We start from the raw sequence: 26,078 nt of genomic DNA on the forward strand, positions 1-26,078 counted from the left end.
TGGAACGCTCCCCCGGCTGGCTCTATGATCGGCTCACTCTTCCTCGGCCGACCGTCCCGACCACATGTGACCGGCCCGACTGCACACGGGAGCGAGCGGTGAGCGGAACCCCCGAAGGACCGGTTCACCCAGAGCCGACGGCGACACACGCGGCCGAGCCCGCACTCACGGAGCGTCACCTCGCGCGACGGGCGGCCGAGCTCCGCGACTACCGCGCCGCCTTCCGGGTCTCCCAGCTCGCCATGGCCGTCGTCGACGAGGACGGCGTCGTCGTCGCCGCCAACGACTCCTTCGGCGCCCTCCTCGGCACCGACCCCTCGTCGCTCCGCGAGCAGGCCGCGGCCGACCTGGTCGACCTCGCCTCGGACGGACGCACCTGGCACGCCTACCGCGAGGTGCTCGGCGGCCGCCGCTCCCGCTTCCGCTGCACCCGCCGCCTCAAGCAGGCCGACGGACACTCCCTGTGGGCCGAGGTCACGGTCGCCCCCGTGCCCGGCAGCCGGCGCGTGCTGCTCTCCCTCGCCGACATCAGCGACCGGCGCGAGCTCCAGGCCCGGCTGCGCCACCTCCAGATGCACGACCCGGTGACCCGGCTGCCCAACCGCGCGCTGTTCTTCGAGCGCCTCTCCTGCGCCCTGGAGGGCGCGGCCCAGGACGTCGCCGCGGGCGCCGGACCGGCGGGCCCGTCACCCGAGCCGCCCGAGTCATACGAGTCGTACGAGTCCTACGGCCATGGCAGAACAGGGCGGATCGGTCTCTGCTACCTGGACCTCGACGGCTTCAAGGCGGTCAACGACACCCTCGGCCACCGGGTCGGCGACCGGCTGCTCGCCGCCGCCGCCACCCGCCTGACGGAGTGCGCGGACAGCGACGGCTACACCCGCAACGGCGGTCACCTCGTGGCGCGGCTCGGCGGCGACGAGTTCGCGATCCTCGTCGAGGACTCCACCGGCACGGAACAACTGGCCGACCTGGCCCGCGCGGTGCTCGACGCCTTCCAGCGCCCCTTCGACCTGGGCGGCCAGCGGGTCACGGTCTCCGCCTCGATCGGCGTGGTCGAGCGCGCGGGGCACGGGACGACGGCGACCGCCCTCATGCAGGCCGCCGACACCACGCTGTACTGGGCCAAGGCCGACGGCAAGGCCCGCTGGACGCTCTTCGACCCCGAGCGCAACGCCCACCGGATGACCCGGCAGTCGCTCTCCTCGACCCTGCGGCCCGCAGTGGAGCGCGGGGAGTTCGCCCTGGAGTACCAGCCGCTCGTGGATCTGGCCGACGGGGCGGTGCGCGGCGTGGAGGCGCTGGTGCGCTGGAACCACCCGCAGTTCGGCTCGCTCGCGCCGAATCGGTTCATCGGGATCGCCGAGGAGGACGGCTCCATCGTCGAGCTGGGCCGCTGGGTGCTGAACACCGCCTGCCGGCAGGCCCGGCAGTGGCAGAAGGACCATCCGCGCGAGCGTCCGATCTTCGTGAGCGTCAACGTGGCGGTCCGCCAGGTCTGGGACTCCGACCTGGTCGCGGACGTGGCCGGGATCCTCGCCGAGACCGGGCTGGCGCCGCACCTGCTCCAGCTGGAGCTGACCGAGTCCGCCGTGATGGGCTCGAACGGCCGGCCCCTCCAGGCGCTCCAGGCGCTGAGCGACATGGGCGTACGGATCGCGATCGACGACTTCGGCACCGGATACTCGAACCTCGCCTATCTGAGCCGGCTGCCGGTCTCCGTGCTCAAGCTGGACGGTTCCTTCGTCCGGGGCTTCCAGGACGAGGAGCACGCCAACCCGGCGGACGAGCTGATCGTGGAGGCGCTCGTGCACCTCGCGCACCGGCTGGGTCTCACCGTGACCGCCGAGTGCGTCGAGACGGCCGGGCAGGCCAGCCGGCTGCGCCGGATCGGCTGCGACACCGGGCAGGGCTGGCTGTACTCCCGGGCGGTGGCGCCGGACCGGATCGCCGAACTGATCGGCACGGAGCCGCTGCCGGTGTGACACGGGCGCGGCGCGCGGTGCGTGGGCGTCCTGGGCATGGAACTGCCCCCGGCCGGAGGGACATTCCGGGCGGGGGCAGTGGTCATGCGGCGGGGAGGGTCAGCAGGCGCCGAGGTCCTGCCAGACGCCCCACTCGCCGGTGGTGCCGGGGGCCTCGTTCTGCGTCCACCACTTGGCCTTCCACTTGTGGCCGTTGGCGGAAACCTGGTTGCCCGCGTTGTAGACCGTGCCGGCCACGTACGCCGGGACCGAGCCGCAGCCCGTGGTGGGCGGGGTCGTCGGCGGCGTGGTGGGCGGGGTGGTCGGCGGCGTCGTCGGCGGGGTGGTCGGCGGCGTCGTGGTGGGCGGGGTGGTGGTGCCGCCGAGCGCGGTGTTGATCTGCTTCAGCAGGGTGGCGTTGTCGTCCAGGCCGAGCAGGGAGTACATCATCGCGCCGGCCAGTCCGCGCTGCTTGCCGTAGTCGACGCGGGCCTGGATGGACTTCTGGTTCAGGCCGGTGAAGAACTCGCCGTCCTTGTAGAAGTACGAGGACTTGGCCTGGTCGTCCCAGAAGGTGGTCGACGGGTTGTCGACGATGCCGCCGAGCTCCTTGTAGTGCGCGATGCCGGCCTGCTGGCTCAGCGGGCGGACGTTGGAGCCGCCGGTCGCGGTCTGCGCGAGGCCGTTGGTGGTCCCGGCGGGGACGCCCTTCCAGCCGCGGTAGTAGAACTCGTAGCCCAGCGTCAGCTTGTTGGCGGGGAAGCCGCCGGTGATGCCGTAGGTGGGGTTGCCGTCGATCCAGGAGTCGATGGCGGCGTCGACGCTGTACTTCTCGGTGCCCGGCTTGATGACGTCGGTCGGGTCGTTCGTGCCCGAGTACAGCGGCGACTGGTGGTACGTCGGCCCGTCGCCGTCCCAGGCGCCGTGCATGTCGTACGTCATGATGTTCGCGTAGTCGAGGTACGCGCCGATCTTGTTCGTCTCGATGTACTTGATCTTGTCCTGGCCGGCCGGGAGCGCCGCGGTCAGGAGGTACTTCTTGCCGCCGTTGGCGGTGCCGTACTCGTCGAGCTGCTTGCGGAACTCGGCCAGGAGCAGCGTGAAGTTCTGCTTGTCCTCGGGGGCGTAGTGGTTGCCGAGGTGGCCGCCGTCCGAGCCGGGGTACTCCCAGTCGATGTCGATGCCGTCGAAGATCCCGGCCGCCGAGCCCGCGCCGCCGAAGCCGCCCTCGACCGGCAGGTTGCCCTTGATGTACTGGTCGATGCAGGAGGACACGAGCTTCTTGCGGGAGGCGTCGGTCTTGGCCGCGTCGCTGAAGAACTTCGAGTACGTCCAGCCGCCGATCGAGATGTTGATCTTGAGGTTGGGGTACTTCGCCTTCAGCTGCTTGAACTGGTTGAAGACGCCCACGATCGGCTGGTCCCACTTGTCGGCGACACCGCTGACGCTGTCGGCCGCGCTGAAGGACTTCTGGTAGTCGGCGTACGAGTCGCCCGCGCCGTCACCCGCGTTGGGGTTGTTGTCGTCACCCGCGGCCTTGTTCGCCTCGAAACAGGTGAGGTTCGTCGGGTGGATGTTGCCGAACGAGTAGTTGATGACGTCCAGCTGGCCCGCGATGCCCCGGGTGTCGAGGTGCTTGGGGTAGAACGCGTTGCCGTAGACGCTCCACTGGTCGTAGTACGCGATGCGCACGTTGCCCGCAGAGGCGGTGGTCGACGTGGAGGCGGCCTGGGCGGAGCCGAGGCCGACGGTCGCGGCGAGGGCGCCGCCGGCGAGGGCCGTGCTGAGAAGCGCGGCGATCAAAGGCTTACGGGGGTGCACGTGCTGCCTCCGGGAGGGGGTGGCGGTACGGGAGTTGGAGCAGTGATATCCGCCGCATGAACAGCGCGTCAATGGTCTGAACCAGATTGAGGACTAGACCAATTCGGCGGAGAAAGACCTCGTCAGAGCCGCACAGCACAAAACGGAACCGCCCGCCACCATCGGTGACGAGCGGTTTAAGGTTCACTTAGGGCGAGACGGTGGTTCGTTCGGGAGTGAACCAACCGGCCTCCGAAATCTCGCGGTTCACGCCTCCGGCAGGTGCTCCGGGAGCTCCGGGAGGTCGTACGCGTCGGCGATCAGCTCGTAGCTCCGCACCCGCTCCGGGCCGCCGTGGCCGTTGGCCGTGATCATCAGCTCGTCCGCGCCCGTCCGCTTCCGCAGGTCGTCCAGACCGGTCCGGACCTCGTCCGGGGAGCCGTACACGACGTTCGCGAGCCAGCCGTCCACGAACTCCCGCTCGGCGGGGCTGAATCCGTACGCCTCCGCCTCCTCCGGCGTCGGAACCAGACCGGGGCGCCCGGTGCGCAGCCGCAGCATGGCGAGCGCGCCCGCGAGGACCTGGCGGCGGGCCTGCGCGGCCTCCTCGGCGGCGAAGGCCGAGACGCCGATCATCGCGTAGGGGGCGTCGAGGACCCCGGAAGGGCGGAAGGAGTCCCGGTAGAGGTCGAGGGCCGGGATCGTGTTCCTGGCCGAGAAGTGATGGGCGAAGGCGAAGGGCAGCCCGAGCAGTCCCGCGAGGCGGGCGCTGAAGCCGGAGGAGCCGAGCAGCCAGATCGGCGGGCGCCCCTCCGGGCCCTGGACCGGCCCCGGCACGGCGTGGATCCTGGCGTACCGGTGCCCGTCCGGGAAGTCGTCGTCCAGGAAGCGGGTCAGCTCGGCGAGCTGCTCGGGGAAGTCGTCCGCGCCCTCGTGGAGCGTGTCGCTGCGGCGCAGGGCGGCGGCCGTCGCGCCGTCGGTACCGGGCGCGCGGCCGAGGCCGAGGTCGATCCGGCCCGGGGCGAGCGCCTCCAGGGTGCCGAACTGCTCGGCGACGACGAGCGGCGCGTGATTGGGCAGCATGACGCCGCCCGAGCCGAGCCGGATGCGGCGGGTGTGGGCGGCGAGGTGGGCGAGGATCACGGCCGGCGAGGAGGAGGCGACCCCGGGCATGGAGTGGTGCTCGGCCACCCAGTGCCGGTGGAAGCCGCGCCGCTCGGCGAGCCGGCTGAGCTCGACGCTGGTGGCGAGCGCCTGGGACGCGGTCCGCCCGCTGCCGACGGTCACCAGGTCCAGGACGGACAGCGGTACGGGCGCGGTCCCCCGCACCTCTCCTCGAATAGCGTCGGTCACCTTCGGGACCCTCCTCGGCACACGTGCGAATGCATCCGGATACTTCGCAGGAAGAACAGGAGGGATCCTCCGCTTATTCCGCTCCGGGCGTGTGGCGCGGATTTCGCCCCTCGGAGGGTGGCCGAACACTGATGCCCCGCACCCCGGCGCACGCCCCTGACCTGAGACTCTGCGCATCAGTCATGACGTGGGCATATGCCAGAGTGGCGCGCCCCAGCCCAGGGCACCGGCCCTCCGCATCATTCTCGCCAACAGCCGCCCCGTAAAGGGTCCTTGGCGGCTATCGTGGTACGAAAGCTTGCGGTCACAACCTGGTAGGGGGAAACCGTGGCGCTGAAGCCCGAGCCCACCGCGCCGTTCCACTCGGTGCAGTACGCCCTTCGCGTCCTCGAGACGGTCTCACGGCACGGCGGCGGAGTGACGGACGTCCAGATCGCCCGCGAGACCGGCCTGCCCGTCGCCCACCTGACCTCCCTGCTCCTCATGCTGCGCCGCGAGGGGTACGTCGAGCAGGTCGCCGACGGCGCGTACGTGATCGGGGACTCGCTCGTGCTCCTCGGCTCCGGCCTGACCCGCCGCGAGGCCCTGGAGGCCAAGCTCCAGGAGACCCTGACCGAGCTCCGCGACTCCGTCGGCGCCGCGGTCTACATCAGCCGGTACATCGACGGCGAGGTGAAGATCACGCAGTTCGCCGACGGCCCGCTCACGCCCAGGGTCAACGAGTGGGTCGACTTCCGCTCGGCGGCGCACGCCAGCGCGGTCGGCAAGTGCCTGCTCACCCAGCTCGACCAGAACGGCCGCCGGGACCACCTCTCGCGCCACAAGATCGCCCGGCTGACGTCCCGGACGATCACCAGCGAGCGGGTCCTCTTCTCCACGCTCGACAGCCAGCCGGCGACCGTCCCCGTGCTCGACCTCCAGGAGTACGCGGTGGGCACGGTCTGCGCGGCCGTCCCGCTGACGGCGGGCTCGGCCGTGGGCTGCCTCGCGCTCTCCCTGCCGATCGAGCACGCCCACCGGCTGCGCGCGGCGGCCGACACGCTCAACCGGAACGCGGCACCGGTGGTGCTGTCGCTGGCGATCTGAGCCCCGGAGACCCTGTCCCTCGCGACGGAGACGGCGGACGGGCCCAGGCCCGCGGGGTGGTCGGAAGCACCCCCCGGGACCAGGTAGTATTTTCTCTGTCAGCAGGCGCCGCTAGCTCAGTTGGTTAGAGCAGCTGACTCTTAATCAGCGGGTCCGGGGTTCGAGTCCCTGGCGGCGCACAGACGGGGAGAGCCCCCTCACTTCGGTGAGGGGGCTTTCTCGTCATGCCCGCAGGTAGGTCAGGACGGCCAGGACCCGGCGATGGGTGTCCCCCGCCGGAGGCAGGTCCAGCTTCGCCAGGATGTTGCCGATGTGCTTGCCCACGGCGGCCTCGGTCACGACGAGCCGGCGGGCGATCGCCCCGTTCGAGCGGCCCTCCGCGACCAGGCCCAGGACCTCGCGCTCGCGCGGGGTCAGCGCCTCCAGCGGGTCCCGGTGCCGGCGCAGCAGCTGCCGCACGACCTCCGGGTCGACGACCGTGCCGCCGTCCGCGACCCGGGCCAGGGCGTCCGCGAACTCCTCCACCTGCCCGACCCGGTCCTTGAGGAGATAGCCGACGCCGGTGCCGTCCCCCGCGTCCAGGAGGTCCGCGGCGTAGCTGCGCTGCACGTACTGGCTGAGCACCAGGACCGGCAGGGCGGGCCGCTCGGCGCGGAGCGCGACCGCCGCCCGCAGCCCCTCGTCCTGGAAGCCGGGCGGCATCCTGACGTCGGTCACCACGATGTCCGGCTCATGGGCGGCGACCGCCTCGCGCAGCTCCTCGGCGTCACCGACCGCGGCGACGACCTCGTGGCCGAAACGCGCCAGGAGCCCGATCAGCCCCTCCCGGAGGAGGACGCTGTCCTCGGCGAGGACGACACGGAGCTTTCGGACAGTGCGGGACAAGGGATCTCCACTCGCAGGAGGGTCGGCCCGCCCGGCGGGCTCATGATCGTCAGTGTGCCATCGAGGACCGCGATCCGGTCCGCGAGTCCGGTAAGGCCGGAGCCCCGGGACGGGTCGGCGCCGCCGCGCCCGTCGTCCTCCACGTCCAGCCGGAGGACGCCGTCCGCGTGCCGGGCCGTGACCCGCGCCCGGCGCGCGCCGCTGTGCCTGCCGACGTTGGCGAGGGCCTCGCAGCCCGCGAAGTACGCGGCGCTCTCCACCGCGCGGGGCAGCCGGGGCGTCCCGGCGGTGTCCGTGTCCACGGGGACGGCGGAGCGGTCGGCGGCGTCGGCGAGCGCCGGGCCCAGACCGTAGTCGGCGAGGACCTGGGGGTGGATGCCGTGGATCAGCTCGCGCAGCTCCGTCAGGACCTGCCCGGCCTCCGCGTGGGCCTTCGCCAGCTGCGCGGCGAGCGCACCGCCCGGCGGGGCGTCCAGCCGGGCCAGGCCCAGGGTCATGGTGAGGGCCACCAGCCGCTGCTGGGCCCCGTCGTGGAGGTCGCGCTCGATGCGGCGCCGCTCGGCCTCGAAGGCGTCGACGAGCCGGGCGCGGGAGGCGATCACCTCGCCGATGCCGTCCCGCCGCTCGCTCTCCCGGGGGGTGAGCAGGGCCCGCGCGAGGGCGGCGCGGGCACCGGCGACGGCGGCCAGCGGATAGGCGAGGGCCACGAGCAGGACGGCGCCCAGGAGCGCGGCGCCGAGCGCCTCCGGATACGAGGTGACCAGATACGCCTTGACGACCTTCGTCTCGTGCCCGTCCGCCGCCAGCCGGAAGGGGGCGCTGAGCAGCGCGGCCGGGAGGCCGACGCCCACGGCGAGCGCGAGGAGGTCCAGCGGCCACAGGACGGTGCCGAGCAGCAGCGCGTACGCGAGCTCCCGCCAGGTGGCCTGCTCCGCGGTCCGGGTCCGGAGCCAGGCGGCCAGGCCGGGCGCTGCGGGGACGCGGTGCGGGTCGGGGACGGGGTCGAGGTCGGCGATCCTCAGCCGGAGGCGCTCCGCGTGCCCGACGGCGATCCCGGCGAACAGGAGCAGCGGCAGCCCGACGAGGAACAGCGAGAACACCCCGAGCACCAGCAGCACGGCCCCGACGGCGGCCCCGGCGAGCCCCCCGGACCCGAGGTACCCCACGGCCCGCCACGGCCAGGGCCCGAACGCGAACCGGGGTCGGGTGAGGGCTTGCCAGGGGGTACGGGGGTCCATGGGGCCCCACGCTAGGCCGCGGGCCGCCGACGAACCATGGCGCTGCTGGGCGTGCGGGGGGTGGGGCGGGCCCTACCTTGTCCGGCGCGGACCGCGCCCCGCCGGGGCGGCGCCCCCGCCGGCCCGTTGCGGGCCCGCGCCCTCCGTTGTGGGCCCGCGCCCGGCCCGTTGCGGGCCCGCGCCCGGCCCGTTGTGGGCAGGCGTTCCGCAAGGGGCGGAACGGGTGGGCACAACGGACCCGCGCCCTGCCGGCGCCAGAGGCTGCTGTGCCTGGACCCGCACCGGGAGGGTGCGGTCACTGGGCGGTGCGGGTCAGGGCGCAGGACGCGGAGGCGCCGCGAAGGGCGCCGTCCCGTGTGCCCACCCGTCCCGCCCCAGCGGGACGATTGCCCACACGGGGGCGGGGCGAAGGCCCGGCCGAAAGCGCGGGTCCGCCCAGGCGTGGGGCACGGGCGGGCGAGGGCGGGGGCCCCGCGCGAAGCGGGCGCGGGCGGGCAGCCGGTCCGGGCGGGCAGCGGGTCCGGGCGGGCAGCGGGTGCGGGCGGGCAGCGGGTGCGGGCGTCGGCGGGCAAGTGCCGCGGGGCCCGGGTGGCGCACGTGGTGCGGGTCCGGGTGGAGAAGGTCGCGCTAGCGGACGTCCCGGGCGTGTGTCGCGTACTCCCTCAGGAGGCTCGTCGTGGACTCCGGCGTCAGGGCTTCGTACGGGCCCCCCGGTGTCCGGCGCCACCACACCGGGTCCCCGCAGAGGAACGACTCGCGCCGCAGCGCCACCCGGTGGATCTTGTTCGTGGCCGTGAGGGGCAGCTCCCGCGTCACCCGTACGAACCGCGGCGGCATCTTCGTCCCCAGGTCGCGCTGGGCGGCGAGGAAGCCCGCGAAGGCCGCCGGGTCGAACGTCTCCCCCTCCCGCAGCGCCAGCGCCGCCATCACCTGGTCCCCCGCCGCCGGGTCGGGTATCGCGTAGACCGCGACGCCCGCCACCCGGTCCCAGCGCGCCAGGATGTTCTCGATCATCGCCGCGGCCAGGTTCTCGCTGTCGACCCGCAGCCGGTCGTCCGTGCGGCCCGCGAAGTACAGGAAGCCGGCCGCGTCCCGGTAGAAGAGGTCGCCCGTCCAGTACCAGCCGTCGCGCAGCCGCGCGGCCTCCGCCTCCGGGTTGCGCCAGTAGCCCTCGAAGGGCGAGCGGCCCCGGTTGACGAGCTCGCCGACCGCCTCGTCGGCGTTGAGGAGGCGTCCGCCGGGCGCGAAGCGGGCCGGCGGGCACACGGCGCCCGTCTCGGACGAGACGACCGCCAGGTCGTCGCCCGGCGCCGCCCTCCCGATCGCGCCCGTCGGCGTGTCCGGGGTCCGCTGGATCGCCGCGCCGCCCTCGGAGGAGCCGTACCCCTCCACGAGCGGGACCCCGAAGCGTTCCCGGAAGCGGGCCGCGTCCACCGCGCCCGCCTCCGTCCCGAAGCCGAGCCGCAGCGGGTGCGCGCGGTCGTCGGCGCCGGGCGGGGTGGCCAGGAGGTACTGCACCGCCCTGCCCACGTATGTGAAGTAGGTCGCGCCGAAGCGCCGGACGTCCGGGAGGAAGCGGGAGGCGGAGAAGCGGGCCCGCAGCGCCACCCCGGCCCCGGCGGCGAGCGCGGGCGCCCAGTCGGCGATCACGGCGTTGCCGTGGAACATCGGCATGCAGACGTAGTGGACGTCGTCCGGGCCGACGGAGAAGTGGGAGACGAGCGAGGCACCGGCGGCCGCGAGCCGCCCCTGGCTGCACAGCGCCGCCTTCGGCGCGCCGGTGGAGCCGGAGGTGAAGGAGAGCAGGAAGCGGCTGTCGGGACGCACGGGTCCGAGCCGCGCCTCCCCGGGACGGGCGTCCGCGTAGGGGGCGAGGAGCTCCCGGTACGCCTCGGTGTCGGTGACCAGGATCCGCAGGCCCGGCAGCGCGAGCCCGTCGAGCAGCGGCAGGTGGGCGCGCTGGGTGACGAGGACCCGGCAGGCGGTGTGCCGGATGTCCCGGGCGAGTTCGGCGCCGCGCCGGGTGGGGTTGATCCCGGCGACGGCGGCCCCCGCGAGGGCCGCCGCGCTGAGCCAGAGCGGATACTCCGGCGTGTTGTCGAGCAGGACGCCGAGGTGCGGCTCGGCCCCCGGCAGGGGTGGCATCAGGTCCACGAGCAGCGCGGCCCGCGCGGCGGCGCCCGCGGCGACCTGGTGGTGGGTGAGGGTGTGGTGCTCGTCCCTCAGGCCGGTCCGGTGGTCGCCCCATTGGCGCCGTACGAGCTCCGCGACGGTGTCCGCGCTCCTCATGGGCCGGACTGTAACTGACGGCTCGTCAGAACTGAACGGTCAGAGTCGAACCGTCAGAACTTGACGTCCGAGCACGCGTAGAAGGCGTTCCCGGTGTCCGCGATCGTCCACACCGCCAGGATGATGTGCCGGCCCGTCTTGCCCGCCGGGACGGTCCCGGAGTGCGAGAGCGTCGACGGCGGCTGCTGGTTGTTGTAGGGGACGGTGAGGAACGGCTGGGGGTCGAGCGAGGCCCGGGTCAGCTTCTGACTCGGGTCCCAGCCGTTCTTGGTGATGTAGTACTTGAAGTCGGTGGTGGCGTGCCGGGCGGTGAACTGCCACCGGAAGCTGTAGCTCTGCCCCGCCGTGAGCTGCGTCGCCGGCCAGGCGCCGCCTCTCGGGTCGTCGAGCTGCGAGAACTGCGAGAGCCCCGCCGAGCAGATCTTCCCGTCGGCGGGACCGCCGGACGGGAAGCCCTTCGGCCCCTCGACCGACTGCGGCTCCCACTGGATGGATCCGCAGTTGCTCACGGTGCCGTTGGCGCAGAGCTTCTGACGGCTGATCGGCGCGTCGGTGTAGCCGTGGCTGCCGGCGGTGCCGGTGCCCAGGAAGGTGACGCCGGCGACGCCGAGCGCCACCACCGCCGACCCGACTGACTTTTTGCGCATGCTGTCGCTCCAGGAGAACGTGGGGGAGTTCCTTGTGGGCCGTGCGCGCGCGTACGGTACTGCTTCACTTCACTTTGGTCTGGACCAAGTACCAAGGTATGGACGGAAGTTGAACCTGTCCATCCCCCCTCACGCACCCTCCACGGGTCCCGTCCTGCCCGTGTAGAACGCCACCGTCAGGTCCTTGACCAGCGCCTTGCGCTCGTAGTCGTCCAGCTCGACCAGACCACGACTGGTCAGCCGGTGGACCACGTCGTCCACCGCGTCCACCACCGAGGTGAGAACGCTGTCCCGGTGCTTCGCGTCGATCGCCGCGATCCGGCGCCGGCGCATCGCCGCCGCCACCTCCGGCGCGTACTCGATGCGCGTCGGCTGCGCCGAGAACACGTCCACGCCGACCGGTGCGCACTCCGCCGACAGCATCCGCGTCAGCGCCTCGCCGACGGCCTCGGCGTCCCGCAGCGTCGGCGCGTCCTCGTGGAACGCGTCCGCCGGAAGCTGCGACAGCACCCGGGCCATCGCCGCCTCCACCTGCTCCCGCAGGTAGTCCTCGTGCCCGTCGACCCCGAGCGCGGCACGGACCGTGTCCCGCACCCGCCACACCACCAGGACGGTCACGTCCAGCGCGGTGCCCTTCGCGTCCACCGCCGACAGCGGCTCGCTGCGCCAGTGCCGCAGCCGGACGTCCACCCGGCGGCGGAGCAGCAGCGGGCTGACCCACAGCAGGCCCGTACGGCGGACCGTTCCCCGGTAGTCGCCGTACAGCGTCAGCACCCAGGCGTACCCGACCCGGCCCCGGCCGAGACCGCCCAGCGAGAAGAGGGCGAGCACCACGCCCAGTGCCAGGAGGGCCCACTGTCCGAGATGAATGCCGTGGTACGGACGCGTCGGCAGCCGCAGCATCCGCGCCGCCTCGGCGGGCACCGCCCCGGCCCACCACACGACCGCCGCGCACCCGGCGACCGCCAGCGCCCCGCCGACCACGCCCACCCACCCGGGCAGCACCGGCGCGGCCCGCTCGACGAGATCGGGATCGGCGGTGGGCGCGGGCCGGGAGGCGGACCGGCTCTCGGGCCGGTCCTTCGCCCGCCGCTCGGGCGCGGCCCCGGGGCGCGGCCCGGGTTCCGGCTTCGCCGGGGCCTGGACCTTGGAGGGGGCCGGGATGGCGGGCCTGCGGCCCGTCCCCGACGGGGTGGGCGCGTCCATGGAGATGGTGTCGGGGCCGCCGTCGTCGCCCCCGGTGACGGGTACGGCGGTCTCCGGCTCGTCGCGGAAGAGGAGGTGCACGGGGATGGAGCCGGTGGTCTCGGCACCGATCACGTTCCGCCGGCGCGCGACCCGCGTCACGGCGGCCACGGGAAGCGCGACGGCACCGACCCGCGCCCCCTTGACGCGCTCGAAGTCGAGGGCGGGAGCGGCGGAAGCCGAGGCGGGGGCGGTGGGGGCCGGGGCGGGGGCGGGGGTCGCCTCGGCGGGGGGCCTCCCGGATGTCGCGGCGCCGGTCTTGGCAAGCTCGGGGGTTGCGGCCTTGGCGAGCTCGGGGGTGGCGGCCTTGGGGGCGGCGGCCTTGGCGAGGCTCGGGGCGTCGGACGTGGCGAGCTTCGGGGCGTCGGTCTTGGCAAGCTTCGGGGCGTCGGCCCTGACGACGCCCGGGGCGCCACCGCCGGCGACGCTCGGCGCGTCAGCCTTGGCCATGTCCAGGCCGCCCGTCCCGCCGAGGGGCTCGTCGGCCTTCTCCTCGGCGGCCCCGTCCGCGCTCGCGTCGGTCGTTCCGTCGGGCGCTCCGGCGACCGCCGTCGCGGCCGGACGCCCGACCGGCTCGGTGACCGCCCTATCAGTGACCGCCGCCTCCGTGACCGCCGTCGCCGTCGGACGCCCGGCCGTCTCCGCGGCCGGCTTCTCGACGGCCTCGACGGCCCCGTCGGCCGTCCCTCCCCCGGGCCCCTCGCCGCTCGGGGCCCGGGCGGGTTCCGGTACCCCCGCCGCGGGTCGCGCGGGGAGCGCCGTCGGCACACCCGCCTCCGGGACGACCGCCCCCGGCCCCGTCGGGCGCACCGGCGCCGCCGCGGGCGCGGAACCCGCCGCCACGAGCCCCGGTCCGGCGGACACGGGAGCCGTCCGCGCCCCCTCCGGCCCGGCCGGCGGGCCCGGCTCCGGAGCCGGTGCGGGTGTCCGCTCGCGGAGCTGGTCCGGGTCGGGTGGGGACGTGCGCGGGAGGGTGCCGTCCGTGAGACGTCGGGCCGTGCGGGCCGCGTCACGCGAGGCCGCCGCTCCGGAGTCCGCGGGGTTCGGGGTCGATGCCGTCATTCGGGTCCACCTCATGCTCTCGGGGTCATCGGAACAAACGCCGCCAGGTCTCCGGGCCCGGGTAGCCGTCGGCGGCCGCGCCGCGCCAGCCCTGAGCCCGCTGGAACGCCTCGACGTTGCGGCGGTCCGCCTCCGTCCAGCGCGGACCGGGTCCCGACAGGTAGTGCTTGCCGAAGCCCCGCTTCACCAGTTGTTCGCCCAGCTTCTCCACATATGCGTTGGATTGGCCCGGACGGAAGGAGCCACGCCCGGGAAACCCCGTCGCATGCGCGCTCGGACCGCCCGAACCACTCGAACCGCCGATGTCCTTGCCCCCGTGGGTCATGAGGAGCTTCCACGTGTCGGGGCCCGGCAGCCCGTCCGCCTCCTTGCCCTTCCAGCCCTGCGCGAGCTGGAAGGCCTGGGTCGCCCTGCGGTCCGCCTCGCCCCACTTCGGGCCGGGGCCCCGGCTGTAGTACTTCTTGCCGCCGCGCTCGACGAGGAGCTGCCCGAGCCGGGTGACGTACGCGTTGTCCGCCCCGGGGCCGAACTTCCCCGCCCCGGGGAACGGCGTCGCCTCCGTGGGCTGCGCCCCGCCGCCGGTGCTGCCGCCGCTGACCACGGCCAGGTAGCGGTAGGGCACGTACCGGTCGGAGTTCTCCCAGTACGCCATGGGCGTCGCCTGCTTCCGCGTGCGCGGCTTCGTCTGCTCGTAGGCGATGTAGGAGGTGTGGGTGTAGTCGGTCCAGCCGCCGAAGATCGTGACGTGGGAGCCCCGCGTCGGGTTGGCCGGGTTGTGGAAGAGCAGGATGTCGCCGGGCTGGAGTTCGGAGCGGTCGATCCGGACGGCGAAGCGGTCGAGGCTGCCGGTCCACTCGTTGCTGCGCAGGTTCCAGGCCATGGAGATGAAGCCGGAGCAGTCCTGGCGGTAGCCGTCCGACCAGTACTTCTCCATCGAGTACGGGACCTGGGCGGAGACCCACTGCTTGGCCCGGTTGATGATCTCCGCCCGGGTGGTCTGCCGCAGCGTCCCGGGCGCGACCTGACCGGTCGTCGGGACGGTGTTCGGGGCCGGGTCCGCGCCGGGGCCCGGCGCGCCGTGCAGCGGCCCCCGCCCGCCCTGCGGCGTCTCGGGCCCGGGCCAGGGGGTGTCTACCCCACCGGCCCCGTCCACCCCATCAGCTCCATCCACCACATAGGCCCCGCCCGCCGCGTCCGCCGGCGCCGCGTCCACCGGGCCCGCCGGGCCGGTGAGGGCCGTCGCCGCTCCGGCCCCGCCCCCGCCGAGGACCACTCCCGCCGCCGTCACCAGGACCAGCGCGCGGCGGGCGCCGTGGGCCGCCGGGTGGCCGCCCTGCCGGACGGGCAGGCCCAGGGCGAGATCGCGCCGCTGCCGGGCGCATCCCGGGCAGCCGCAGTCGGCCGCGGGTTCGAACTCCTCGAAGACCGGCACGCTCATGCGCATCCCCTCCACACTCGTCAAGATCTTTTGACCCTTGTGATGGGCGTCAGTGTCTCAACTGTCCGGACAAATCGCATTTTGACGGATCGAAGGCCTCATACGACCATCCGACAGGCCGGAGGCGACCGGTATCGGTCACGAGCACGGCTTCGCGTCAGGTAGAGTTCTCTCTGTCAGCAGGCGCCGCTAGCTCAGTTGGTTAGAGCAGCTGACTCTTAATCAGCGGGTCCGGGGTTCGAGTCCCTGGCGGCGCACGCAGAGTCAAGACCCCCTCACCGATGGTGAGGGGGTCTTGGTCTTTCTCCGGAGCTTCCGCGCCAACCACCGTGCGTGGTGGGCCGGTTACCGCCGTTTCCTGGGCCGGGCGGGGTCCCGGCCCCTACAGTGTGCGGAACCTCGACCTCCCGCGGCGGCACCGGGCTCCTCCCGCGGCCCGTGAGCCCCGCGGTCGAGGACCGGCCCGGCCGGCGGCGGCCGGGACGCGCCCCGCCGGCCGGGTCCGGGTCCGGGTCGTCCCCCCTGGGCGCCCTGGCGGAGCCCGAGGGCTCAGGCGCCCGTCCCCGTCAGGTACGCCGAGACCACCACGTTCGCCGTGTACGTCCCCGCCGCCCGGTCGAAGGTGCCGCCGCAGGTGATCAGGCGCAGCTCGGCGCGGTGGGGGTCGCGGGCTCCGTAGACCCGGGCCGCGTCGAAGCCCTCGCGCGGGTGGACCTGGACGTCGTCGACGGTGAACTCGGCGACCGATCCGTCCGTCCGGGTGACGCGGACCTTCGCCCCGGGGCGGGCCGCGCTCAGTCCGTAGAAGACGGCGGGGCGGGTCTCGGTGTCGACGTGTCCGACGAGGAGGGCGGCGCCGGCCGCACCCGGGCGGGTGCCGGAACCGAACCAGCCGACCGTGTGCGGCATCGCGTAGGGCGGCGGATCGACGGCGCCCGTGTCGTCCAGGCCGCGCGCCACGACGGGCGCGCTGATGCCGAGGGAGGGGATGTCGACGCGGCGGGGTTCGACGGGCGACAGCGGGGCGCGCGCCGGGGGCAGCTCGACGCCGGGCGGGCGGCCGACCGCGGCGATGTCGCCGGTGGTGGGGGCGGAACTGCCGCCGGGTCCGTCGGTGGCCTCGCGGCCCCAGAGCCAGAGGCCGGAGAGCAGGAGCGCCCAGGTCACGCCGGTGACGAGTCGCCCGGCGCCCGCCGGGCGGGTGCCGGACGGCACGGTCACTCGCCGTCGCCGCCGGTGCCCGTGCGGCGGCGCGAGCTGCGGAAGGCGACCGCGACGGCGGCGACGGCCGCCATGCCGAGCCCGAGCAGCGTGTACGGGGTGCCGAGGCCGCTCTCGGAGGTGGTCTGGGCGACGCCGGGGGCCGCGGGCGCGGCGAAGGCCGCGGCGCCTCCCCCGCCGGCGCGGACCGGGGCGACCGGGGTCGGCGGGTGCGTCGGCCGGTGGCTGGGCTCCTCGTGGCGCCCGACCCGCACGGTGCCGGCGTTCCGGTGGTCGTGGCCGTCGCAGACCACGGTGACCGGGTAGGCGCCGGCTTCGAGGCCGGAGCGGATCATGGTGTCGCCGAAGAGCGGGCTGCCCCCGCCGTCCCGGCCGGTCAGCTCCGCGTCGGCGACGAACGCCGCGGACGTGGCGGCGCCGGTCGTGCCCTGGCAGCCCTGGACGCGGACGTCGACGTCGGCGCCCGGCGCGGCGGTGGACGGGGTGACGGTGGCCTTCACCCCGTCGTGGGCGTACGCGCCGCCGGCCGCCGGTGCCAGGACGAGCACCAGGGCCGCCCCTGCGGCACGGAGAGCAATGGGACCTGAACGCATCGTGACCTCCTGATACTGGCAGGGTCACCCGGATCGGCGCTTCTCGCATCCGCAGGGGGCGGCGGGCGGGTCCGTCAGACGCGGTCGACGATGTCCGCGATCGAGTCGACGATCTTCGACGGGCGGAACGGGAAGCGGTCGATCTCCGCCTGCGAGGTCAGCCCGGTCAGGACCAGGAAGGTCTGCATGCCCGCCTCCAGACCGGCCAGGATGTCGGTGTCCATCCGGTCGCCGATCATCGCGCTGGACTCGGAGTGGGCTCCGATCGCGTTGAGGCCGGTGCGCATCATGAGCGGGTTCGGCTTGCCCGCGAAGTACGGCTCCTTGCCGGTGGCCTTCGTGATGAGGGCGGCGACGGAGCCGGTGGCGGGGAGCGGGCCCTCCAGGGACGGGCCGGTCTCGTCGGGGTTGGTGCAGATGAACCGGGCGCCGCCGTTGATGAGGCGGACGGCCTTGGTCATCGCCTCGAAGGAGTACGTACGGGTCTCGCCGAGCACCACGTAGTCCGGCTCGTGGTCGGTGAGGACGTAGCCGATGTCGTGCAGGGCGGTGGTGAGGCCGGCTTCGCCGATGACGTACGCGGTGCCGCCCGGGCGCTGGTCGTCGAGGAACTTGGCGGTGGCGAGGGCCGAGGTCCAGATGTTCTCGACGGGCACGTCGAGGCCCATGCGGCGGAGGCGGGCGTGCAGGTCGCGGGCCGTGTAGATCGAGTTGTTGGTGAGGACCAGGAAGGGCTTCCCGGTCTCCCGCAGCTTCTTGATGAACGCGTCGGCGCCGGGGATCGGCACGCCCTCGTGGATGAGGACGCCGTCCATGTCGGTCAGCCAGGATTCGATCGGCTTGCGCTCTGCCATGGGTGCGGGACTCCTGCCGTACAAGGTGCGGTGTGCTGGGGGCGCCGCGACAGCGCTGTGGCGACGCCCCCAGGGTAGTCAGGATGCGCTGATCTTGACCCCGTCGATCGTCCAGTACCAGTTGTTGGAGCCGGTGTAGCGGAAGCGGAAGCTCACGCTGGAGGCGCCCGCCGGGACGGCGACGGTGACGGACTGGGGCTGGGAGAGGACGTCGGCGGTGTAGCTCCGGACGAGCGTGGGGGTGCCGCCGTTGAAGCTCGCGAGGATCTGGGCGATCTGGCTGCCCTCCTGGCGGTAGAGGGTCGTGAAGTCGAGCCTCACGGAGGACGCGCCGGAGACCGCGTGCGCGGGCGTGACCAGCGTCGAGTCGTACGTGCCGGAGAAGGACTTGTCGGCCCACTCGTCGGAGTCGGCGACGGCGAAGACGCCCCGGGCGCGGACGTTGAGCTCGCGGGACTGGTCGCGCTGGGTGCGGGACCAGAACTCGTCGGTGGCGAAGGCCCAGCCGCGCCACTCGGTCATGCCGCCGGTGCCCATGGCGTTGTTGACGACGGACCACCCGCTGGGCGGGGTGTGCGTGAAGCCGAGGATCCCGGCGGGGATGCCGGTCTCGTCGACGCGGCCGGTCAGGGCGGACTGGAGGGTGTCGAAGGGGTCGGTGGAGCGGTCCTGGACCGGCTTGCCGTCGAGGCCCCAGGACGGGTCCGGCACGATGCCGAGCTGCCGGAAGACGGTGGCGGCGACGTCGACGAGCCGGGTGTCGAGGGGGCGGGCGCCGGCGGCGATGCCGGGGCCCTGGGCGAGGACGAAGGTCCGCCGCTCCTCGATGCTGGAGCCGCCGTGGCCGCCGGCGTCGGTGTGGCCGTGGTCGGTGGCGACGATGACCGTCCAGCGCTCGGTGGCGTAGGCCGGTCGGGCCTGGATCGCGGCGAGGAGCCGGCCGAGGTAGCCGTCCTGGACGTCGATGGCGTCGAGGTACTTGGGGCTGGCGGCGCCGTTGTTGTGGCCGATCTCGTCGGTCTCGCCGAAGTAGACGAAGAGGACGTCGGGGTTCTGGTGGCGCAGGACGTCCTCGGTGATGTCGGTGATCACCTTGTCGTTGACCGCGTAGTCGTTGTCGTAGACGAGCTTGGCGTCGGCACCGGGGGTGACCGTGCCGTGGGTGTCGAGCTCGGGCCAGTCGACGGCGGCGAAGAGCGACAGCTCGGGGCGGACCTGGTGCAGGCGGGCGAGGAAGCCGGGGTACTGGCCGTAGTTCTTGCCGGTGAAGGTGTTGTCCTTCACGCCGTGCTTGTCGGGCCAGACGCCGGTGGAGATCGTGGACCAGCCGGGGCCGGAGGAGGTCGCGGCCATCGGGCTCGCGTAGAGCAGGGAGCGGCCGTAGGTGCCGTTCGCCATCAGGGACTTGAGGGTGGGTGCCTGGGCCGCGTCGATCCGGTCGTGGCGCAGGCCGTCCATGCCGACGACGAGCACCTTGTCCTTGCTGGTGCCGTTCGGGAGCGTCGGGGCGGTGCCGGCTGCCCGGGCGCCGGGGGCGGTGGCGAGTCCGGTGGCGGCGGCGGCCGCGGTGGCACCGGCGGCGGCGAGCACGGTGCGGCGGGAGATGCCGTGGAGCGGCATGTCGGAGTCCTCCGTGGAGTCCGTGGAAGGGGTCGGGACGTGCCAACGCCCCTGACTCCTCAGGGGCGTTGGTCCGTACCCGTTATCTTTCCGCGATGTTCGGAGGCTTTCCAGAGTCGTACGGTGAACTCTTAGCTTCCGGTGGCGGACTTCCACGCGTCGACGTACGCCGCGAGGTTCTTGTCGATGTCGGCCCAGTCGGGCTCGAAGACCTCGACGCCGTCCATCAGCTTCGCCAGCGCGAGGGCGTTGGCGTCGGTGGTCCTGACGTCCTTGCGGGCCGGGAAGCCGCCGCCGATCGCGCTGACCTCCCGCTGGGCGCCCTCGCTCAGCATGAAGTCGAGGAGCTTGCGGCCGTTCTCGGTGTGGGGGGCCTTGTTCACCAGTCCCGCGGCGTAGGGCAGGGCGAAGGTGGTCGGCTTGCCGCCGTCCTTCGCCGGGAACCAGATGCCGAGGTTCGGCATGGACTTGGACTGGGCGTAGTTCATCTGGACGTCGCCGTTGGCGACGAGGAGTTCGCCCTTGTCCACCTTGGGGGCGAGCTTGGAGGTGGAGGAGGACGGGCCCACGTTGTTGGCCTGGAGCTTCTTCAGGTACTCCAGGGCGGGCTCCTTGCCGCCGAAGTCGTGCATCGCCTTGATGAGGACGGCGGTCCCGTCACCGGCGACGCCGGGGGTGGAGTACTGGAGCTTGTCCTTGTACTTCGCGTCGAGCAGCTCCTCCCAGGTCTTCGGGGCGCCGGGGAGCTCCTTCTTGTTGTGGACGAAGCCGAAGTAGTTGTTGACGACGGAGGTCCAGGTGCCGTCGCCGGACTTGTCGGCGCCGTCGACGTGGTCGGCGCCCTTCGGCTCGTACGACTGGAGCAGGCCCTTCGAACCGGCCTGCTGGATGAAGGGCGGCAGGGTGACGAGCACGTCGGCCTGGGTGTTGGACTTCTCGCGGAGGGCGCGCTGCACCATCTCGCCGGAGCCGCCCTCGACGTACTCGACCTTGATGCCGGTCTGCTTCTCGAAGTCGGCGAAGACCTTGTCGTACCAGCCGTCGCCCGCCTCGCCCTTGAGGCCGTCGGCGCTGTAGACGGTGACGACCTTCTCGTCGGAGGCGGCGGAGGAGCCGGAGCAGGCGGTGAGCGGGGCGGCGAGGAGGAGGGCCCCGGTGACGGCGGCGACCGGCTTGGCGTACGTACGCATAACGTTGTTCTCTCCTGGCGGTACGGGGGACTGGCGTGACGGGGTGGGACGGGCTGTACGGGGGAACTGGCGGGCCGGCCGTACCGGGCTAGCGGTACGAGGCCCTGGTGCGGAGGCGGGAGACCGCGAGCAGGGCCAGCAGGGTCGTCGCCATGAGGACCACGGCGAGCGCCGAGCCGGTGAAGAGGGAGCCTCGGTCGGTCGCGGTGAAGATGAGCACCGGCAGCGGGGTCCAGTCGGGCGGGTAGAGCATCATCGTGGCGCTGAGCTCTCCCATGGACAGGGCGAAGCAGAGCCCGGCGGCCGCGTTCAGGGACGGCAGCAGGAGCGGCAGTTTCACCCGGAGCAGGACGTACGAGGGGCGTGCGCCGAGACTGGCCGCCGCCTGCTCGTACATCGGGTCGAGGCGCCGGATGGCGGCCGAGACCGACTGGTGGGCGAAGGCCGTGACGAGGACGGTGTGCGCGAGGATCACGATCCAGCGGGTGCCGTTGAGGAGCATCGGCGGCTGCGAGAAGGCGACGAGGACGGCCAGGCCGACGACCACGGACGGCACGGCGACCGGCAGCATGAACAGGGCGTCGAGGATCCGCCTGCCCCGCTTCCCCAGGGCCGCCGCGGCGAGCGCGGCCCAGGTGCCGACGGTCAGCGCGATCACGCTCGCGGTGACGGCCGTGACCAGGCTGGTGGTGAGCGCCTGGAGGGACTCCCCGCGCACGGCCGCCGTGTAGTGGGCGGTCGTGGGTCCGGAGGGGAAGGCTCCGGACCAGTGGGTGGAGAACGAGGCGGCGAGGATGACGAGGAGGGGCAGGGCGAACAGCGGGACGAAGAGGACCGCGAACAGGGCCCAGACGCCCCACCTGCCCGTACGGCTATGCACCAGCACGACGGCTCACCCCCCGGTAGAGGACGTACAGGCCGACCGAGAGGGCGACGTTGACGACGGCGACGACGCAGGCGGCCGCGTAGTCGGATTCGAGGATGGCCTTGCCGTAGACGAGCATGGGCAGGGTCGTGACGCCCTTGGCGCCGGTGAAGAGGACGATCCCGAACTCGTTGAGGCACAGGACGAGGACGAGGCTGCCGCCGGCGGCGAGCGCGGGGAGCGCCTCGGGCAGGATCACCTGCCGGACGATCCGCAGCGGCCGGGCGCCGAGCGAGGACGCGACCTCCAGCTGGGCGGTCTCCATCTGGGAGAACGCGGCGAGGAGCGGGCGCATCACGAACGGGGTGAAGTAGGTGATCTCGGCGAGCAGGACGCCCCACGGGGTGGTGAGGAACCGGAACGGCCCTTCGGCCGCCCCCGTGACGTCCGTCCACAGGCCGTTCGCCATGCCGACCGTGCCGTAGACGAACAGCAGGGCGAGCGTGATCAGGAACGACGGGAAGGAGAGGAAGACGTCGATGAACTTCGACACCGCCTTCCCGCCGGGGAACGGCACGAAGGCGATGACGACCGCGAGGACGAAGCCGAGGACCAGGCAGCCGACGGTGGCGGCGACGGCGAGCCACACGGTGGTGCCGAGGGCGTCGCGGAAGGAAGCCGAGCCGATGACCTCGGCGTACGCGCCGGGGGCCAGGGACTCCCGGACGACGAGGGCGAGCGGATAGAGGAAGACGAGCGCGAGGACGGCGACGGGGGGAACGGCCCACGCCCACGTGGGGATCGCGGCCGCCTTCAGGGGCACCGGTTCCACCGGGGCGGAACGGTCGGGCGCGGCCCCCGGTGCCGCAGGGCGCTCCTTGAGCCCGGTGGCACGGCTACCCATCGTGCACCCCCGCCAGCAGCACGGCGTCCTCCCGTGCGAAGTGCACCGTGACCTCGGACCCCAGCGGAGGCGTCTCGCGCAGCTCCCGTACGTCCGCCTTCACCCGGTGCCCGCCCACGTCGACGTACAGCCGGTGGGTGGAGCCGCGCCACTGGACCTCGGTGATCCGCCCGCTCAGGGCGTTGGGCCCGGGGCCGAGGCCGACGAGGTGGGGCCGGACGCAGAGGGTCGCGGTGGAGCCGGGCAGTGCCTCGGAGGCGGGGACGTCGAGGGTGACGCCCGCGAAGGCGGCCCCCCGCTCCCCCACCGTCACCGGCAGCAGGTTCGCGTTGCCGACGAACGAGGCCGTGAACTCGGTCCGGGGCCTGCGGTACAGGTCCTGCGGGGTGCCGCAGTCCTGGAGCCGCGCCCGGTCCATGACGGCGATCCGGTCGGCGAGGGTCAGCGCCTCGACCTGGTCGTGGGTGACGTACAGGATCGACACGTCCGGCAGCTCGCGGTGGAGCCGGGCCAGTTCGGCCAGCATTCCGGAGCGCAGCTGGGCGTCGAGCGCCGACAGCGGCTCGTCGAGGAGGAGGACCCCGGGGCGGATGGCGAGCGCGCGGGCGATGGCGACGCGCTGCTGCTGGCCGCCGGAGAGCTCGCGCGGGTAGCGCTGGGCGTAGGCCGCCATGCCGGTCATCTCCAGCGCCTCGGCGACCCGCGCCGGGATCTCGCCCTTCGGCACCTTCTGGGCCTTCAGGCCGAAGGCCACGTTGGCCTCCACCCTGAGGTGGGGGAAGAGGGCGTACTGCTGGACGACCATCCCGATGCCCCGCCGGTGCGGCGGGAGCGCGGTGACGTCGCGGTCGCCGAGGAACACCCGTCCGGAGGCCGGCCGGACGAATCCGGCGACGGCCCGCAGCGCGGTGGTCTTGCCGGATCCGGAGGGCCCGAGGAGGGCCATGACCTCGCCGGGCTCGACGGTCAGGTCGAGGGAGTCGAGGACGGTGTTGCTCCCGTAGGTGACGGTGACGCCGTCGAAGCGGATGCCGCTGGTCATGCCTCGTACTCCCGTATGAGACCGGGGAGTTCCGCGACCGAGGCGAGGACGTGCGTGGCGCCGTGCTCCTTGAGCGCGGTCTCGCCGTGCGCGCCGGTGAGGACGCCCGCGACGATCCCGGCGCCCGAGCGGACCCCGCTGAGCATGTCGTACGAGGTGTCGCCCGCGACGACCAGGTCCCGCACGTCGTCGACGGCCCCGGTGCGCAGGAGGGCCGCGAGGACCATGTCGGGGTACGGGCGTCCGCGGCCGCCCGCGTCCGCCGGGCAGAGCGTCAGCGCGACCAGCTCCCGCCAGCCGAGAGCGTCGAGGATCGCGTCCTGGGTGACCCGGGCGAAACCGGTGGTGAGGACGACGGTGCGGCCCTGGTCCTTCAGCCGGGCGATCGCCTCGGCCGCGCCGGGGACGGGGGCGATGTGACCGCCCGCGACCAGTTCTCCGTAGGCGGCCTCGAAGGCGAGGTTGGCCTCCTGGGCGCGGCTCTCGTCGCCACCGAAGAGGTGGCGGAAGACGGAGATCTTGGACTCGCCCATGGTGGCGCGGACGTAGTCGATCATCGTGGCCGGATCTTCGCCGAGGCGTTCGGCGGCGGCCGTGAAGGCCCGCTCGACGAGGCCGCCGTCGGCGACGGTCGTGCCGGCCATGTCCAGGACGACGAGGTTGTGCTTCTTCACGGTGTTCACCAGCCCAGTTCGTTCGCGGTCGTCTCGGCGATGGCGGGCGAGCAGGTCATGCCCCGGCCGCCGGGTCCGGTCACCAGCCACACGCCGTCACGGACCCGCTGGCGGTGCACGACCCGGCTGGTGTCGACGCACTGCGCGTACACCCCGGCCCAGCGGCGCCGGATCGCCGGCAGCGGGCGGCCGAGGAAGGACTCGACGACGCGGGTGAGGTGCTCGTAGGGGTCTTCGAGGGTGTCGAAGGCGAAGGGGTGCTCGTACTCGTGGGTGTCGCCGATGGTGAGTCCGCCGTCGAGCCGCTGCACCATCAGCAGCTGCATCTTGTGGGCGGCGGCGGTCGGGTCCTGTGCCTGGCCCGCGTGGAGGGCGTCCAGGGCGGGGGACGCGTAGGCCGGGTAGTAGCGGAAGGAGTCCGCGTCGGCGACGGAGGTGGTGAGCGGCTCGCCGAGGGGGGCGGTCTGCATCATCTGGAGCCGGACCCGGCGCACGGGTATCTCCCCGGCGACCTCGCGGACCAGGCCGGACAGCCAGGCGCCGGTGCACAGGACGACCGCGTCGCCGGTGTGCGTCTCGCCCCGGTCGTCGCGGACGGCGTTCTCGCCGACGACGTCCCGGACCTCGCGGTTCGGCAGGAAGGTGTACTTCCCGGTGGCGAGGAGCGCCTCGCGGAGGGCGAGCTGGGCGAGGCGCGGTTCGACGGCCGCGTCCCGCTCGCACCACAGGGCCGCCTCGAAGGCGCCGCGCAGGGCGGGGTTGACCGCGCGGGCCTCGGCGGCCGTGAGCAGCTTGTAGCCGCGCGCGGCGGCGTCGGGGCGTGCCACGGCAGCCTCGGCGACGGCGCGTTCCAGTTCGTTGCGCACCGGGGTGAGGGAGCCGATGGCCCGGAAGCCGAGCCCCGGGACGCGGGCGCCGATGCCCTCCCAGAGTTCGCGGGCGCGCAGGGCGGTGTCGAGCTCCTCGCCGCCCGCCCGTCCGCTCACCCAGATCTGGCCGAAGTTGCGGAGGGACGCTCCGCGCGCCTCGGCCTCGCGCTCGATGTGTACGACCTCGTGGCCGCGTTCCACTGCGTGCCAGGCGTGCATGGTTCCCACCACGCCGGCTCCTACGACGATCACCTTCATGACGTCGACGGTCGCGGGGGCGGGTGGACCGCGCGGATCCGGTGGGCGACGGGACGGTGAACGGCCCGACAAGCTTGGACCAGACCCGTTACCGTTCCGTGACCTTACGGGGACGGGATCCGGGAGTCCGGACGGTCAGCCCTGGTGCCCCAGGTGCGCGGTGAAGCAGGGACGGGATCCGGGGGTCCGGACGGTCAGCCCTGGTGCCCCAGGTGCGCGGTGAAGCTGAACCGGTCGCCCCGGTAGAGCGTGCGGACCCGCTCCAGGGGCCGCCCGGCCGTGTCCCGGGAGACGCGGTGGAGCAGCAGCATCGGCAGCGCCGGCGGAGTGCCGATGAGCAGGGCCTCGCGCGGGGTCGCGAGGACGGTCTCGATGCGCTCGTCGGCGTCGCCGAACGAGATCCCGAGCCGGTCGTGGAGGTAGGCGTAGAAGGAGGAGTCCGGGTCGAACTCGGCGTCCAGGCGCGGGGCGCGGGCCTCCGAGACGTACGTGCTCTCCAGGCCGACCCGCTCGTCGTCGGCGAGCAGCACGCGCTCCATGTGCCAGACGGGCTCGCCGCGTTCGGCGCCGACCTCGGGGGCGAGCGCCTCCGGGCAGGGGAAGCGGTCGAGCGAGATCAGGCTGCGGCCGGGCGTGCGGCCCTGGCGGCGCACGCCCTCGGTGTAGCTCGCGAGCGAGAGGGGCTGTTCCAGCTTGGGCCCGGCGACGACCGTGCCCCGGCCCTGCCGGCGCAGCCGCCCCTCCAGGAGGAGTTCGCGCAGCGCCTGGCGGACGGTCTCGCGGGAGACCTCGTACCGGACGGCGAGATCGCGCTCGGTGGGCAGCAGCCCGCCCTCCCCCAGCTCGTCGACCATCACGGCGATCTTCGCCTTGACGGCGTAGTACTTGGGGACGCGCCCGTGCTCGGGGATGCCGGAGCGGACGGGGGCGCCGGGGCTGGTCTGGTAGTTCATCCGGGGATGGTCGCAGACGGGGATGAAC

General features: G+C 73.3%; 21 protein-coding genes and 2 tRNA genes. 4 read left to right on the forward strand and 19 right to left on the reverse strand.

The genetic code is table 11. The features are described 5' to 3' along the window. Positions 1-98: 98 nt before the first annotated feature. Positions 99-1,985 (forward strand): putative bifunctional diguanylate cyclase/phosphodiesterase, encoded by a 1,887-nt coding sequence (locus ACFYXU_RS11755; protein WP_389457469.1) that lies wholly within the window; start codon positions 99-101, stop codon positions 1,983-1,985. A gap of 99 nt (positions 1,986-2,084) precedes the next feature. On the opposite strand, the gene ACFYXU_RS11760 is transcribed toward ACFYXU_RS11755, so the two are convergent. Then, a complete protein-coding gene (locus ACFYXU_RS11760; RefSeq protein WP_389457471.1) occupies positions 2,085-3,785 on the reverse strand; it encodes a glycosyl hydrolase family 18 protein in 1,701 nt (566 codons plus the stop codon). A 246-nt stretch (positions 3,786-4,031) separates the two neighbouring features. Continuing rightward, positions 4,032-5,117 carry an LLM class flavin-dependent oxidoreductase gene (locus tag ACFYXU_RS11765; RefSeq protein WP_376508036.1) on the reverse strand — a complete coding sequence of 362 codons (1,086 nt, stop codon included), beginning with the start codon at positions 5,115-5,117 and terminating at the stop codon, positions 4,032-4,034. Between the two features lie 327 nt (positions 5,118-5,444). Between ACFYXU_RS11765 and ACFYXU_RS11770 the strand changes: the two genes are divergently transcribed. Then, positions 5,445-6,203 carry an IclR family transcriptional regulator C-terminal domain-containing protein gene (locus tag ACFYXU_RS11770; RefSeq protein ID WP_361393448.1) on the forward strand — a complete coding sequence of 253 codons (759 nt, stop codon included), beginning with the start codon at positions 5,445-5,447 and terminating at the stop codon, positions 6,201-6,203. Between the two features lie 105 nt (positions 6,204-6,308). Continuing rightward, a tRNA-Lys gene (locus ACFYXU_RS11775) sits at positions 6,309-6,382 on the forward strand. Positions 6,383-6,425: 43 nt separating this feature from the next. On the opposite strand, the gene ACFYXU_RS11780 is transcribed toward ACFYXU_RS11775, so the two are convergent. The 6 genes from ACFYXU_RS11780 to ACFYXU_RS11805 all read right to left on the reverse strand — a co-directional run bounded on the left by ACFYXU_RS11780 (position 6,426) and on the right by ACFYXU_RS11805 (position 15,007). Beyond that, on the reverse strand, positions 6,426-7,088 hold the full coding sequence (locus ACFYXU_RS11780) for a response regulator transcription factor (protein ID WP_329850992.1): 663 nt from the start codon (positions 7,086-7,088) through the stop codon (positions 6,426-6,428). Further along, positions 7,019-8,326 (reverse strand): sensor domain-containing protein, encoded by a 1,308-nt coding sequence (locus ACFYXU_RS11785; protein ID WP_389457473.1) that lies wholly within the window; start codon positions 8,324-8,326, stop codon positions 7,019-7,021. The genes ACFYXU_RS11780 and ACFYXU_RS11785 overlap by 70 nt, the downstream gene beginning before the upstream one ends. 627 nt (positions 8,327-8,953) lie before the next feature. Further along, entirely contained in the window at positions 8,954-10,615 is a 1,662-nt protein-coding gene (locus ACFYXU_RS11790; protein WP_389407122.1) for an AMP-binding protein, read from the reverse strand. Positions 10,616-10,668: 53 nt separating this feature from the next. After that, positions 10,669-11,262, reverse strand: coding sequence for a lytic polysaccharide monooxygenase (locus ACFYXU_RS11795; protein WP_361393445.1), 594 nt, complete (start codon positions 11,260-11,262; stop codon positions 10,669-10,671). Positions 11,263-11,391: 129 nt separating this feature from the next. After that, positions 11,392-13,569, reverse strand: a complete 2,178-nt coding sequence (locus ACFYXU_RS11800; protein WP_389457475.1) for an SPFH domain-containing protein — start codon at positions 13,567-13,569, stop codon at positions 11,392-11,394. A 25-nt stretch (positions 13,570-13,594) separates the two neighbouring features. Next, positions 13,595-15,007 (reverse strand): peptidoglycan-binding protein, encoded by a 1,413-nt coding sequence (locus tag ACFYXU_RS11805; RefSeq protein ID WP_389457477.1) that lies wholly within the window; start codon positions 15,005-15,007, stop codon positions 13,595-13,597. 183 nt (positions 15,008-15,190) lie between these two features. Between ACFYXU_RS11805 and ACFYXU_RS11810 the strand changes: the two genes are divergently transcribed. After that, a tRNA-Lys gene (locus ACFYXU_RS11810) sits at positions 15,191-15,264 on the forward strand. Between the two features lie 292 nt (positions 15,265-15,556). Here the strand turns inward: ACFYXU_RS11810 and ACFYXU_RS11815 are convergent. The 11 genes from ACFYXU_RS11815 to ACFYXU_RS11865 form a co-directional block, all read right to left on the reverse strand. Then, on the reverse strand, positions 15,557-16,228 hold the full coding sequence (locus ACFYXU_RS11815) for a class F sortase (RefSeq protein ID WP_389407120.1): 672 nt from the start codon (positions 16,226-16,228) through the stop codon (positions 15,557-15,559). Continuing rightward, positions 16,225-16,821 carry a hypothetical protein gene (locus ACFYXU_RS11820; protein ID WP_389407119.1) on the reverse strand — a complete coding sequence of 199 codons (597 nt, stop codon included), beginning with the start codon at positions 16,819-16,821 and terminating at the stop codon, positions 16,225-16,227. Before ACFYXU_RS11820 ends, ACFYXU_RS11815 begins: the two co-directional genes overlap by 4 nt. Before the next feature lie 74 nt (positions 16,822-16,895). Beyond that, the gene (locus ACFYXU_RS11825; protein WP_329851004.1) at positions 16,896-17,675 is read right to left on the reverse strand and encodes an HAD-IIA family hydrolase; all 780 of its coding nucleotides are present in this window, start codon (positions 17,673-17,675) and stop codon (positions 16,896-16,898) included. A 78-nt stretch (positions 17,676-17,753) separates the two neighbouring features. Next, a complete protein-coding gene (locus ACFYXU_RS11830; protein ID WP_389407118.1) occupies positions 17,754-19,295 on the reverse strand; it encodes an alkaline phosphatase family protein in 1,542 nt (513 codons plus the stop codon). Positions 19,296-19,426: 131 nt separating this feature from the next. Then, a complete protein-coding gene (locus ACFYXU_RS11835; RefSeq protein WP_376508027.1) occupies positions 19,427-20,485 on the reverse strand; it encodes a 2-aminoethylphosphonate ABC transporter substrate-binding protein in 1,059 nt (352 codons plus the stop codon). Between the two features lie 88 nt (positions 20,486-20,573). Next, the gene (locus ACFYXU_RS11840; protein ID WP_376508026.1) at positions 20,574-21,371 is read right to left on the reverse strand and encodes an ABC transporter permease; all 798 of its coding nucleotides are present in this window, start codon (positions 21,369-21,371) and stop codon (positions 20,574-20,576) included. Further along, positions 21,358-22,254 (reverse strand): 2-aminoethylphosphonate ABC transporter permease subunit, encoded by an 897-nt coding sequence (locus ACFYXU_RS11845; RefSeq protein ID WP_389407117.1) that lies wholly within the window; start codon positions 22,252-22,254, stop codon positions 21,358-21,360. The genes ACFYXU_RS11840 and ACFYXU_RS11845 overlap by 14 nt, the downstream gene beginning before the upstream one ends. Next, positions 22,247-23,296, reverse strand: coding sequence for an ABC transporter ATP-binding protein (locus tag ACFYXU_RS11850; RefSeq protein WP_389407116.1), 1,050 nt, complete (start codon positions 23,294-23,296; stop codon positions 22,247-22,249). Before ACFYXU_RS11850 ends, ACFYXU_RS11845 begins: the two co-directional genes overlap by 8 nt. Next, entirely contained in the window at positions 23,293-23,979 is a 687-nt protein-coding gene (locus ACFYXU_RS11855; protein WP_389407115.1) for a phosphonatase-like hydrolase, read from the reverse strand. The genes ACFYXU_RS11850 and ACFYXU_RS11855 overlap by 4 nt, the downstream gene beginning before the upstream one ends. Next, positions 23,976-25,097: a TIGR03364 family FAD-dependent oxidoreductase gene (locus ACFYXU_RS11860; protein WP_361393434.1), complete on the reverse strand. Its 1,122-nt coding sequence runs from the start codon at positions 25,095-25,097 to the stop codon at positions 23,976-23,978. The genes ACFYXU_RS11855 and ACFYXU_RS11860 overlap by 4 nt, the downstream gene beginning before the upstream one ends. 194 nt (positions 25,098-25,291) lie before the next feature. Next, on the reverse strand, positions 25,292-26,050 hold the full coding sequence (locus tag ACFYXU_RS11865; protein ID WP_329851016.1) for a GntR family transcriptional regulator: 759 nt from the start codon (positions 26,048-26,050) through the stop codon (positions 25,292-25,294). Positions 26,051-26,078 lie beyond the last annotated feature (28 nt).

The sequence above is a fragment of the Streptomyces sp. NPDC002232 genome, assembly GCF_042890295.1.
In the GTDB taxonomy this organism is placed as follows: Bacteria; Actinomycetota; Actinomycetes; order Streptomycetales; family Streptomycetaceae; genus Streptomyces.

What these genes read in the sequence shown, in the direction of transcription:
- ACFYXU_RS11785 (WP_389457473.1), bottom strand. Translation starts at nt 8,326, where the DNA reads ATGGACCCCCGTACCCCCTGGCAAGCCCTCACCCGACCCCGGTTCGCG.
- ACFYXU_RS11790 (WP_389407122.1), bottom strand. Translation starts at nt 10,615, where the DNA reads ATGAGGAGCGCGGACACCGTCGCGGAGCTCGTACGGCGCCAATGGGGC.
- ACFYXU_RS11795 (WP_361393445.1), bottom strand. Translation starts at nt 11,262, where the DNA reads ATGCGCAAAAAGTCAGTCGGGTCGGCGGTGGTGGCGCTCGGCGTCGCC.
- ACFYXU_RS11800 (WP_389457475.1), bottom strand. Translation starts at nt 13,569, where the DNA reads ATGACGGCATCGACCCCGAACCCCGCGGACTCCGGAGCGGCGGCCTCG.
- ACFYXU_RS11805 (WP_389457477.1), bottom strand. Translation starts at nt 15,007, where the DNA reads ATGAGCGTGCCGGTCTTCGAGGAGTTCGAACCCGCGGCCGACTGCGGC.
- ACFYXU_RS11820 (WP_389407119.1), bottom strand. Translation starts at nt 16,821, where the DNA reads ATGCGTTCAGGTCCCATTGCTCTCCGTGCCGCAGGGGCGGCCCTGGTG.
- ACFYXU_RS11825 (WP_329851004.1), bottom strand. Translation starts at nt 17,675, where the DNA reads ATGGCAGAGCGCAAGCCGATCGAATCCTGGCTGACCGACATGGACGGC.
- ACFYXU_RS11830 (WP_389407118.1), bottom strand. Translation starts at nt 19,295, where the DNA reads ATGCCGCTCCACGGCATCTCCCGCCGCACCGTGCTCGCCGCCGCCGGT.
- ACFYXU_RS11835 (WP_376508027.1), bottom strand. Translation starts at nt 20,485, where the DNA reads ATGCGTACGTACGCCAAGCCGGTCGCCGCCGTCACCGGGGCCCTCCTC.
- ACFYXU_RS11845 (WP_389407117.1), bottom strand. Translation starts at nt 22,254, where the DNA reads ATGGGTAGCCGTGCCACCGGGCTCAAGGAGCGCCCTGCGGCACCGGGG.
- ACFYXU_RS11850 (WP_389407116.1), bottom strand. Translation starts at nt 23,296, where the DNA reads ATGACCAGCGGCATCCGCTTCGACGGCGTCACCGTCACCTACGGGAGC.
- ACFYXU_RS11860 (WP_361393434.1), bottom strand. Translation starts at nt 25,097, where the DNA reads ATGAAGGTGATCGTCGTAGGAGCCGGCGTGGTGGGAACCATGCACGCC.
- ACFYXU_RS11865 (WP_329851016.1), bottom strand. Translation starts at nt 26,050, where the DNA reads ATGAACTACCAGACCAGCCCCGGCGCCCCCGTCCGCTCCGGCATCCCC.